The organism is Thermoplasma volcanium GSS1 (assembly GCF_000011185.1).
Classification (GTDB): domain Archaea; phylum Thermoplasmatota; class Thermoplasmata; order Thermoplasmatales; family Thermoplasmataceae; genus Thermoplasma; species Thermoplasma volcanium.
On the sequence record NC_002689.2, the window covers coordinates 787,044 to 798,380 of the forward strand.

An 11,337-nucleotide genomic window follows, 5' to 3' on the forward strand; every position below is an offset into this window, starting at 1 on the left:
ATCTTTATATCATATTTTTTAATATCATTATAAAGTTCCTTTGATACGGAATTTATTGATGTAATATTCTTATCTATCATAATACTTATCGTGAAATTACCTGTGTTGGTAAACTTACGCATTTAACGTCTATAATTTATCGTACGGTAGAAAATCATGTACTATTGCGTTGAGAGCACGCACAGAACCATATATTCTTATGGTTTCTCACTTTCAATAAAGGTTATATAAATATTTTTCAATATATGAACGATGACGAAGGGACTTGTTGTTATAGATATGCTTAACGATTTTGTGCATGGTACATTGAAAACTCAAGAAAGTTTGAGCACAGTTATCCCGGCCAGAAATGTGCTTGAAGCATTTAGAAAGAAAGGCCTGCCTATATTTTTTACCAATGATGCGCATTATAAGGAAGACCCAGAGATGAAGATCTGGGGATCACACGCAATGAAGGGTTCATGGGGAGCTCAGATAATAGAAGAACTGAAACCCTTAGAGAGCGAATTCGTGATAGAGAAGCACGCATATAGTGCATTTTATGGAACAAACCTCGACCAGATACTTAGAGCAAGAGGCGTAACCGAATTATTCCTAATTGGACTTGATGCAGACATTTGTGTAAGACACACTGCTGCTGATGCCTTATACAGAAATTATGCTATAACAGTTGTTGAGGATGCTGTTGCGGCCAGAATCGATAAGAATTGGAAAGATTATTTTATACGTGTATATGGTGCCAATATTGTTAAGTCAGATGAAATTAATAAGGTAATTTGAATGTCGCAAAACGATATTTTATCTCTATGCCATATATCAGCATAAGCTTAATCTATAATGTATTATTAGGTAAAATATGGATAGCTATTGGAGAAAAAAGCTTAATGAGATCTCCAAGCCAGAAAAGAACCATGAATATGAGCGCTGGAAGTCAAATACTTTGGATCCTTGGAATAAAAAAACTGGATATAAAGAAAGAGTATATCAGAATTCTTCAGAGATAAAGTTAAAAGAGGTTTACACCAAAGAGGATGTTCCAGATCTTGAATCCAGATTGGGCATGCCCGGGGAATACCCTTTCACAAGGGGAATATACCCGAACATGTACAGAGGAAAACTATGGACTATGAGAATGTTTTCAGGTTTTGGAACTCCTGAAGATACCAACAGGAGGCTTCACTACCTGATCGAAAATGGTGAAACTGGTCTCAGCATAGCATTTGATATGCCAACTCTGTATGGATACGATGCTGACAGTGAAAGATCAGAGGGAGAAATAGGCAAGTGCGGAGTAAACGTATCAACGCTGAAGGACATGGAGGTTATATTCAAAGGAATAGATTTAAGCAAGGTATCCACATCAATGACAATAAATGCACCAGCGGCAATTCTTACCGCTATGTACCTTGCAATAGCAAAAAAGCAAGGCGTTCCCTTTGATCAAGTATCTGGAACAGTACAAGCCGACATCCTTAAGGAATACATAGCACAGAAAGAATGGATGTATCCTCCTGAGGCGCACATAAGAATTATTAGGGACATGATGGTCTACTGTACTAAGAACGTACCAAAGTGGAATTACATTAGCATATCCGGATATCATATTAGGGAGGCCGGATCAAGTGCAGTTCAGGAACTTGCCTTTACCCTTGCTGATGGTTTCTATTATGTAGATTTGGGCATAAAGGCAGGTTTAGACGTCGATTCGTTTGCACCCAGGCTCTCGTTCTTCTTCAACTCATCTATAAATTTCTTTGAGGAAATTGCAAAATTGAGAGCCGCTAGAAGAATATGGGCCACCGTCATGAAGGAAAAGTATGGAGCTAAAAATCCAAGGTCAATGATGCTCCGTTTCCACACGCAGACCTCGGGTTATACCCTAACCTGGCAGCAGCCTCTTAACAACATTATCCGTACAACTATTGAGGCAATGGCGGCAGTTCTAGGTGGAACACAGAGCTTGCATACTAATTCCTACGATGAGGCATGGGCCTTGCCTTCCGATCAAGCCGTCAAGGTTGCGTTAAGAACACAGCAGATCATAGCCGAGGAAAGCGGTATTCCGGACGTCATTGATCCGCTTGGTGGATCTTACTATGTTGAATGGCTTACCGATAGGATGGAAGAGGAAGCTTACAAGTATTTCGACAGAATAGAAAGCATGGGTGGAATATTAGAGGCCATAAAGCGTGGCTACATACAAAAGGAGATTGCAGATACTTCTTACAAGCGGCAAAAGAAGCTTGAAACCGGCCAGGAAGTTATGGTCGGTGTCAACAAGTATATAGAGGAAGGAGAAGAGCCTATCAACTACCTGAAGATTGATAAGAAGGCCGAAGAAATGCAAAGAAATCGATTAAAAGAGGTAAAGAAAACGAGAGATGAATCAAAAGTCAGAGAAGCACTTGATGAACTTCGTAAGGCAATGCTTAACGAGAACGAGAACCTAATGCCGTATTATATTAAGGCAGTTGAGGCTTATGCTACAATACAAGAGATATCTGATGTAGGGAGGGATGTATTTGGAAGCTGGAAAGAACCTATCATCGTCTAGGCCGATAAAAGTCCTATTGGCGAAGCCGGCTATTGATGGGCATGACAGAGGCATATTTGTGCTAGCTAGAGCGCTCAGAGACGCAGGGATGGATGTCATATACGCGGGTCTTCTTCCGACTCCTGAACAGGTCGTAGACATAGCTATAAGCGAGGATGTTGATGTAATAGGCCTTAGCTTGCTTAACGGAGCACATATGACTGCCTTTAAGAAGGTAGTAGATCTTTTGCACGAGAAGGGAATAGACGACATAGCTGTCGTAGGCGGCGGCATAATACCGGACGACGACAAGCCCCTGCTTGAAAAGATAGGAATAACAGGAAATTACGGCCCCGGAACTCCATTGTCAGTTATAATAGACCACATAAGGAAGAGGGGTGAAGAAGCAAGAAGGAAGAAGGAGATGTAGATGGACAAATCCACTCTTGTAGAATACATAAGAAAAGGTGAGCCAAGGGCCATAGCAAGGGCCATATCATTAGTCGAAGAAGACAATGATTATTCCTACGAACTTATAAGGGAAATATACCCATACACTGGAAAAGCCCATATAATAGGAATAACCGGCCCTCCTGGAGTCGGTAAAAGCACAATGATAGGTATTCTGTCGAAGATGCTCTCAGAACATGGGAAAAAAGTATCAATACTAGCGGTTGACGCAAGCAGCCCATTTAGTGGAGGTACTCTTCTTGGTAATAGGATCAGAATGCAGGAAATACTATCGAAATATGGAATATATATGAGAAGCGTTGCAAACAGAGGTTTCACTGGTGGGTTGTCACGATCTACGTGGAACATAGTAAAGGTGTTAGACGCCTCAGGAAGTGATTACATAATAATTGAAACTGTTGGAGCGGGTCAATCAGATATTGATATAGTTTACCTTGCAGATACTGTAATTGTTACTTTAGCACCAGGATTAGGGGACAGCATACAAGCGATAAAGTCAGGAATGATGGAAATTGGCGATATATTCGTTATAAATAAGATGGATAGGGAAGGGTCATTCTTTGCGTTGAAAGATATAATGGATAACGTATATGAACATAATGGCTGGAATCCAAGGGTTGTGGGTACAAACTCTCTTAAAGGAGAAGGATATGACAAGCTTCTGGAAGCTATCGATGAACATAGGAAATACTCTGAGGCAAGCGGCAATAAGAAGGAGATAAGGTACAAGGAAGAGATTCGGCTTGCGATTTCTAGAGAGATTGAAAAAAAGGTTAACGGTGCTTTCGGTGAATTAATATCAGCTGAGGACATTGCTAGGGATATGAGGATGAAGATCGATCCGAGTACAGTGGCTAGAAGGCTATTTCACTCATCAAATGTAGCAGAAAAAGAAGTTAATTTTTAAATATATGCACGTATTTATTAAGTATGTATACACCCATAAAGTTCTTTACGAATGAGATGATAAAAAACGTATCGAATACTGTGAAAGAGGTCTCATCCTTTATATATCCACCAGTCACGTTATATCAAGATAGCTCTGATCTGGTATTGGAAGCAGAAATGGCCGGGTTTGACAAGAAAAACATAAAGGTCTCGGTAAATAAGAATGTACTCACTATAAGTGCGGAGAGAAAGAGAGAATACTCTACCGTATATATCGATCAGCGCGTTGACAAAGTGTATAAAGTAGTTAAGCTGCCCGTAGAGATTGAGCAGCAGGACATATCTGCTAAGTATAGTGAAGGCATACTTACAGTTAGAATGAAAACCAAGAACATAAAGAACGTAGAAATAGAATAAAATCATTTTTTAATAATAATATATATGAAAAGTATTGCATCTATTGCTATAAGTATGCTTGATGTGATTGGGTGAATTTTTTCCATTTGAAAAAAAGATAGGAGCAAGAAACCCAGAAATATTGAAGCAGGTATTTTGTAATCCTTGCGCTTAATAGGCTCCTCTTCATATTCCAACTTCCTTTTCAGCAATGGAACAAGCTGTACTGCTTTCTCGAGAGAAATCAACGTATCATCCAAGAAATTTGTCAGTCTCTTTTTGTAGAGTGTCTGTATGAGGCCCTCATCGTATAGTAGTTTCTGTAGTACCCTTATAAATTTGAAATCTGGGTCGAGTTGCTGACAGACACCTTCCAGTAGTGATGACATCCTCATGTAGAGAACCAATGCTCTAGGCAGGCGAAACGGAAACTGGAATATAACGTCATTCGCAACGTCTAAAAGTTCACGTATTTCTAAGTCTTCTGGCGTTCTGCCATAGAAATTTGCTATGGCCATGTCGATTCCACGCTTCACTATTCCCCGATTGGCCGCAGGAGAAAGTGCACCCAATGATAAAAGTGCGTCTATTATTTCGTCGGAGTCTTTGTTGAGAAGCCCGTCGTATAGTAAAAGAAGCTTGAACCTTAAATCATCGTTAATGAAACCTACCATGCCAAAATCGTAGAGAATTATAGAACCGTCGTCTGCTACCGAGATATTTCCAGGATGTGGGTCTGCATGAAAGATTGTATCCTTTAGCAGCATGCGCATGAAAACGGTGTCCACTCTGAGGGCGAGTTCCTTTGTATCGATATTCTTTTCCTTTAAAATCTGTACATTATCTATTTTTGTCCCTGAAATGTATTCCATCACAAGAACTTCCTTCGAGCTAAGCCCTTCAATTACTTGTGGTATTATGACTCTATCGTCCTCGTGTAAATTTGATCTTATTAGGTTCATGTTGGAAACTTCCTTCCGATAGTCGATCTCATCGAATATTCTCTTGTTAAAGTCCATTATTACATTTTCAATGCTTAGATACAGGAAATTTTCTATTCTCCCTTTTGCGTGCTTTAGGAGCCTTCTTATGGCTATAAGATCGGACTTCAAACGATCTTCAATATTGAAACGGTTAACCTTTACAACAACCAGCCTTCCCTTGTAGGTTGCCCTATATACCTGGCCCAAAGAAGCCCCGGAGATTGCATTTTCATCAAATTCATCAAAAACTTGATCAATTTTTCCTAAATTTCTCTCTATAATCTGTTTTACCAGGGGAAACGGATCTGGATCTACTTGATCCTGCAATTTTCTAAAAGCTGCAAGATATTCCTTGGGCATGAGATCGGGCCTGGCAGATAGTACTTGCCCTAGTTTTATAAAAGTCGGACCTAGATCCATAAAGGCTTTGACCGCTAATTCACCATTCCTCTGAATTTCATAGTCCCACTCATCGTTTTCTTTGGCTCTTTTCCGATCCTTTAGATACCTTCGGAATACAGGGTACAGTTTTAGAAGGATATGTATTTCTCGTTTTAGCGTAGCTGATGGCATTAATTGACCTCTCCTTATTCGGGGGAATCGCATAGAATTTTTGAGGCTTCTTCTATTATAACGTCTGATTTTTGAAAGCCCTTTATTTCTCCAGTCTTTTCGCCGTTAACAAAAAGAATTATCCTTGGTATGCTATTTATATTCAATTCATCTATAATCTTTGGATTCTTATCAACATTTATCCTAAAAAAATAGCAAGCGTTGAGCTTCTCACAGGCCTCCTCTAAGTAAGGCATCATTATTTTGCACGGATGGCACCATTCAGCCCATAATTCAAGTATAAACGACTTTGAAGTGCCGATCAACTCCTTGTACTCCTCGTAATTTATCTCTTTGACGCACGCCATATAGGTGAAAAGTGTTATTAAGGATATTATCTTTTTTGGTTTGTGTTGCGAATCTCTATCTCTCTACTTCTCTTTTCGAAATCGGTTTCATCTTCTCCAATAATATCGTTGATATACGCCTTGCATTTTCGCATTGTTCCGCTTGTGACTAAAGTGCGAGATCCTATTATTTCTGAATTTATGTAGTTTATAACTTTATCCTTATTGAATTGGCTTGCTAGCACTATTATGAAGTTCTCTTTCCTAAATTTAGTCTTGCATCTGAATTTACGAAACAATGCGTCAGAGAGCAATTCCGGTGTTTCGGAATAGACGACTATATACCGTTTCCTCAGCAACGATCCCTTCAATTTATTAGATAATACATAATCACTAGATTAATGTATACTTCCTTTCCCCTTTTGCCTTAACAAATATTTTAAACACGTGTGTGTTCATAAACCAGGTGAATTGGATACATATCGATTCAACAGTGGCGTGGTGAAATAAGTATGGATGATGTCGAAACGTTAATAAAGAACGCCGATCGAAACTTTGAGAAAGAGAAGTACATCGATGCCCTAAGGGATTATCTTGCTGCAATTGAAAAAGTGCAAGATGATGACCTTAAAGCTGAAATTGCCTATAAAGTTTCACAGATATACCATTACCTTCAGAAGGACAGTGATGAAAACTCGATGAAGTTTGCGGAAATTGCGCTAAAGATACATGAGGAAAAAGGCGAAATGGATCTGCAGGTCCTCGACCTCATAAATATCGGAACAATACTCATAGATTCTGGTAAAAAGGAAGATGGGATGCGAAAGCTGGACGAGGCAATAGAGAAAGCAAAAGAAACTAACGATGACGAGCTCATCATGATTTCGCTTACATCAAAAGCTGGAATTATTTCTGATAGCGATCCGGATGAAGCTTTTAAGATATACCAGGATGTCGCCGAAAAAAGCGAAAAGATAGAGGACTGGGAAGATTACTTCGATGCGCTCAGCGGTTTAATTAATATTACAAGAAAGAAAGATGAAGGGAAAGCTTTCCAAATGGCCATGGATGCGATTGACAAGCTTGAAAAGATATCTGCAACAATAAAATCTAAGAAAGAGAGAAAGGAGTTCATAGAATCATTTTCTTACCTTTACGATACAGCATCGGATATTGCTATGGCACTGGATAACGTTGAAGACGCCATAGAGATAGCAAAACGCCTTCAGAATCAAGCGTAGAGCTTTCTCTCTTCTATCTCCCTTAAGAAATCGGATATATCTATCCCGTGTTCATTCATTATTGCAAGCAATGCTGTTTGAAAAGTTATTAGCTTTAGATTCTCCATGAACTCATGAGCTTCGGCTATGGCTTCTTTTTTAGTCAATTTCCCGGATGCCGTCGCAGCGTCTAGTATTCTATCTATTAGAGGCTTATCCTTTGATGCGGAAAATAGATCTTTTTCGCTTACTGTGAAGTCAAGCGGAACTACGATCCCAGATGTACTAAAGTTTGGTGCAAACCTTTCTCCTTTTTTGACGAGGAGGTTTTCCTTAACAGCTTCATCTACAAACCTTTTAACTGTGTCCGGAGCCAGTAATTTTCTCCTAAAGGATATCACGTTTATGAAGTCCTGGAGGCCAAATGATTCAACCTTTTTAGTATCAGCTGCTACCATGGCGATAAGCTTTCTGGCGGCATCTCTATCCATATTCCTTTATGTTGGCGTTACTAAAAAGGATTGCTAAATAGCAAACTTTACCAGCAAATACGCATATGCTGAGCGTGGATTATGAGAACTTTGATCTTATATCATACCTTTATAACTTGGTTCGCCAGATACCAGACGGGATGGTAAGTACTTACGGCGATCTCGCTGAAGCTCTTGGTGATCCTGTTGCAGCAAGATCGGTTGGTTTCATGCTTTCAATAAACAAAGAACCAGATTATATCCCCTGTTATAAAGTCGTTCCACATGACGGTAGCGTTGGGAATTACACCCATCCGCTTGGATCAGCTGAAAAGATGAGGAGGCTCATCCGTGACGGAATAACGATCACAAATGGACATATTTCCAATTTCGAAAAAGTGAGATTCCGAGAATTTAAGACAGATTATCCGTTAAGAAAGCTAAGGGAACTTCAATTTAAAATTGGCCGATTGTACGATGATAGAAACGACTACTCTCTCGATACAATAGCAGCGTTCGATGTTTCATACAAAGAAACCCGCGGCTATGCATCCAAGGTAGTTTATAATAAAGGTAAGATAGGGGCATACGTATACAGTTCGGATTCCATGTTCCCTTATATCCCAGGATACTTAGCTTTTAAGGAATTTAAGTTTATTAGGGCCCTCTATGACAATGAAACTATGATACTCATAGATGGTAACGGCATATTGCATCCAAGGTTCGCCGGTCTTGCTACGCATGCTGGTGTCAGTCTCAAAACGGCTTCAATTGGAATTGCAAAACACCTAATCAACTGTACAGTAAAGGGATCGGATCTGTTAATTTCCGGAGTGGTTGCTGGAAAGATGATCGGGCATCACACGATCGTCAGTCCAGGGAACAGGATCAATGTTGAGGAGGCTGGAAGACTTATTGAGCAAAGGGAGGGAAAGGAGATGAGGAGCCTTTTAAGACTTGCGCACAACCTTACTAGACTTCACATTGAAACGAATGGAAATATAGCAAGATACGATTTTTCAACTCGGAATACTGCAATACAATCGAGTTAGTGTTTTGCAAAGTATCGTTCAGCTGATTCTACAAAAGAGCTAGGTATATCCGGTGCTCCATTTGGTACGGAGGCGTCGATGCATTCCCCATTGTAACGTTCTTTGAATTCTTTAATCAAATCTTCCCTATCTGCCATCACGAGAACCGATGGGCCGGTATCTATGGAAAAGCCAATTAAACGGCCGATTCTACGCATATCTTCGACGATACCCATTGCCCTCAGCGTATCCTGGTTCCATAGGAGTTTTCCGGTTGAGATGAGCACTGAGTGCATAAGGTAGGTATTAGTCGTTGCGTTTTCAATTATCTGTGCTGAATATCCACCTCTACTGATTATCGAGTAGACAGCGTCAAACTGAAGCCTAGACCATTGCTGATAGAATGGAGATTTGATTACGGTGTTGTGAGCCTCTGCTGTAGACACGCTATCTCGTATAGGTACTGCGCATAAAAAAATATCATCAATTTCTTTTCTAAGGTTTAAAGAAAACGATCCTTCGTGTGAAACTGCAGGCGCTGTAAGCCATAAAGAGAGTGGGCCTGCAACGGATTTAGACCCTGAACCAGATGCTAGTCTAGCAACAATAGAGATAAAGTTTGAATCTTTTAGCGCCTCCTTTTCGAAAAGGGCTGATACTAGAGATCTTGAAGCTGCAGCCGCTACTGCTGCTGATTCGCCTAGTCCTTTCGCACCAGCGTATTTTCTTTTAATTCTCAAATAGAAATGGAATGAACCTTTGATATCGTAGAGATTCTTAAACACGTTTATGGCCGTCATAGCCTTCTTAGTTATGTTTGGTGAATTCTCTCCTTCTACGACTGCTGTGTCGTTTCCATTATCTTTGGATATCATGAAGGCAGAATACGCTTCTGATACATCGGTGTTAAGTGATATAGATGGAAAATTTGCTATCTTTAAGCTTTCATCATAGTAACCAAGAAATTTTATTAACCCGGTTATAGGATATCCAGAACCGTAATGGATCTCTCCGTATCTCATTTCTTTACGGTACTTTCCTGGGGCTCTATAAAGTCCTTTCTCTTTCAAAAGCGATACTATACCAGGAAGATCCATGTATAATTATATAACATAATTCCATATTATCTTTAACATATCCAATTTTTTAGAAAAATGTTCTAATTCATCTTTGTTTAACGGAGTGAGACGTAGCCTACCATTATATCTGATACATTATTTCCTGTTCTGCCAGTCATTATAGCACCATGGTATGCAGATAGTAGCGTAAAGGCATCATTCCTATCTAGAGTTTCCTCTAATTCTTGAGAGGATATTTTTAATTTCATATCCGAGGAGACTATCCCTCCAGCAGCAGGACTAACGCCATCTATGCCGTCTGTTCCTATACTCAGGAACAAGAAATCTGAGAAATTGGCAAGTTTCATAAAGCGCAAAGCCAGCTCTAAGTTTCTCCCTCCGATACCATTGCCTTTGACATTCACTGTGGTTTCTCCTCCAGCAACAAACCAAAAAGACTTACCTTTTATTTTGGATATTTCATAAATAGATCGTACAAATGCCTCAGACACCTCGGTAACATCTCCCTGTATGTTTGACCCGAAGGAAACGATTGGTTCGTTTATTCTCTTATAAATTTCAAAAACGAAATCTCTATTCGATAGAATGATGCGATTCATAACATTCCTGAAGTAAAGGTCCTCGATACTTGAATTTTCTACGTACTTTGTTATATCTATAGGTATAATATCCCTGTATTTTGCATATACTGCCGATGGATCTAGCTTATTCTCAGCAAGCGGGCCGGAAGCTATTATTGAAATATCGTCACCAGGAACATCTGATATTATGAGGGCTATTATCGTCGCAGGATATAGAATTCGTGCAAGCTTCCCTCCCTTTACTGATGATAAAGCTGATCTTATAGTGTTAAGTTCGTATATATTTGCAGAATGATCCATCATAGCTCTCGATATGGACGCCATCTGGTCTATGGTAATTCCCTCTTGGGGTATTTCAAACAGTGACGAACCACCCCCGGAGATAAGTACAAGAACTAGGTCGTTAGCTGATGGCCTAGCCTTGGATAGCAACTTTTTTGAAGAGGTTACCGAGAGCGTGGAGGTTAAAGGATGAGTCCCTCTTAGTATGTCTAATTCAGGAAGATACTGAACTTCCTGATCAGAAGGTATTATTATGCCAGCATACTTTAACTTCCTTTTTACGTGTTCTCTGACTCCAAGGTACATCTCATACGCTGCCTTTCCAAATCCTATTACGTAAACTCCTGCATATTTATTCAGATCTATTTCATTTACGGCTTTTTCCGTCACTTTGTTAGGTTCGAAGTCCTTGAAAACCTCATTCAGCGTCCTGAATATGAAAGCCCTTCTTTCATCATAGGCTACATCGCTTATATTCTTCACTGAGAACGGCATAAACCAACA

At 39.8% G+C, this 11,337-nt stretch carries 13 protein-coding genes; 7 read left to right on the forward strand and 6 right to left on the reverse strand.

Going from position 1 to position 11,337, the window contains the following annotated elements:
* Positions 1–252 precede the first annotated feature (252 nt).
* The 5 genes from TVG_RS04160 to hsp14 all read left to right on the forward strand — a co-directional run bounded on the left by TVG_RS04160 (position 253) and on the right by hsp14 (position 4,309).
* Complete coding sequence (locus TVG_RS04160; protein WP_010917029.1) at positions 253–780, forward strand: cysteine hydrolase family protein; 528 nt, start codon at positions 253–255, stop codon at positions 778–780.
* 76 nt (positions 781–856) lie between these two features.
* A complete protein-coding gene (locus TVG_RS04165) occupies positions 857–2,554 on the forward strand; it encodes a methylmalonyl-CoA mutase family protein (protein WP_010917030.1) in 1,698 nt (565 codons plus the stop codon).
* Entirely contained in the window at positions 2,517–2,963 is a 447-nt protein-coding gene (locus TVG_RS04170) for a cobalamin B12-binding domain-containing protein (protein WP_010917031.1), read from the forward strand. The genes TVG_RS04165 and TVG_RS04170 overlap by 38 nt, the downstream gene beginning before the upstream one ends.
* The gene (meaB, locus tag TVG_RS04175) at positions 2,964–3,911 is read left to right on the forward strand and encodes a methylmalonyl Co-A mutase-associated GTPase MeaB (RefSeq protein ID WP_010917032.1); all 948 of its coding nucleotides are present in this window, start codon (positions 2,964–2,966) and stop codon (positions 3,909–3,911) included.
* A gap of 23 nt (positions 3,912–3,934) precedes the next feature.
* The gene (hsp14, locus tag TVG_RS04180) at positions 3,935–4,309 is read left to right on the forward strand and encodes an archaeal heat shock protein Hsp14 (RefSeq protein WP_010917033.1); all 375 of its coding nucleotides are present in this window, start codon (positions 3,935–3,937) and stop codon (positions 4,307–4,309) included.
* Between the two features lie 2 nt (positions 4,310–4,311).
* On the opposite strand, the gene TVG_RS04185 is transcribed toward hsp14, so the two are convergent.
* The 3 genes from TVG_RS04185 to TVG_RS04195 are packed head-to-tail and all read right to left on the reverse strand — an operon-like array spanning position 4,312 to position 6,541.
* Positions 4,312–5,844: an ABC1 kinase family protein gene (locus tag TVG_RS04185; protein ID WP_010917034.1), complete on the reverse strand. Its 1,533-nt coding sequence runs from the start codon at positions 5,842–5,844 to the stop codon at positions 4,312–4,314.
* Between the two features lie 14 nt (positions 5,845–5,858).
* Positions 5,859–6,191 (reverse strand): thioredoxin family protein, encoded by a 333-nt coding sequence (locus tag TVG_RS04190; RefSeq protein WP_010917035.1) that lies wholly within the window; start codon positions 6,189–6,191, stop codon positions 5,859–5,861.
* A gap of 26 nt (positions 6,192–6,217) precedes the next feature.
* A complete protein-coding gene (locus tag TVG_RS04195) occupies positions 6,218–6,541 on the reverse strand; it encodes a hypothetical protein (protein ID WP_010917036.1) in 324 nt (107 codons plus the stop codon).
* Positions 6,542–6,682: 141 nt separating this feature from the next.
* Between TVG_RS04195 and TVG_RS04200 the strand changes: the two genes are divergently transcribed.
* Positions 6,683–7,411, forward strand: coding sequence for a hypothetical protein (locus TVG_RS04200; RefSeq protein WP_010917037.1), 729 nt, complete (start codon positions 6,683–6,685; stop codon positions 7,409–7,411).
* Here the strand turns inward: TVG_RS04200 and TVG_RS04205 are convergent.
* Positions 7,402–7,881: a DUF2240 family protein gene (locus TVG_RS04205; RefSeq protein WP_010917038.1), complete on the reverse strand. Its 480-nt coding sequence runs from the start codon at positions 7,879–7,881 to the stop codon at positions 7,402–7,404. The two genes, TVG_RS04200 and TVG_RS04205, sit on opposite strands and share 10 nt — an antisense overlap.
* A 65-nt stretch (positions 7,882–7,946) precedes the next feature.
* Between TVG_RS04205 and TVG_RS04210 the strand changes: the two genes are divergently transcribed.
* Positions 7,947–8,912, forward strand: coding sequence for an endonuclease V (locus tag TVG_RS04210; protein ID WP_010917039.1), 966 nt, complete (start codon positions 7,947–7,949; stop codon positions 8,910–8,912).
* On the opposite strand, the gene TVG_RS04215 is transcribed toward TVG_RS04210, so the two are convergent.
* Together TVG_RS04215 and gck are read right to left on the reverse strand one after the other, a co-directional pair.
* On the reverse strand, positions 8,909–9,988 hold the full coding sequence (locus TVG_RS04215) for a diphosphomevalonate/mevalonate 3,5-bisphosphate decarboxylase family protein (RefSeq protein ID WP_010917040.1): 1,080 nt from the start codon (positions 9,986–9,988) through the stop codon (positions 8,909–8,911). The genes TVG_RS04210 and TVG_RS04215 overlap by 4 nt on opposite strands.
* A 77-nt stretch (positions 9,989–10,065) precedes the next feature.
* Positions 10,066–11,328 carry a glycerate 2-kinase gene (gck, locus tag TVG_RS04220; RefSeq protein ID WP_010917041.1) on the reverse strand — a complete coding sequence of 421 codons (1,263 nt, stop codon included), beginning with the start codon at positions 11,326–11,328 and terminating at the stop codon, positions 10,066–10,068.
* Between the last annotated feature and the right edge of the window lie 9 nt (positions 11,329–11,337).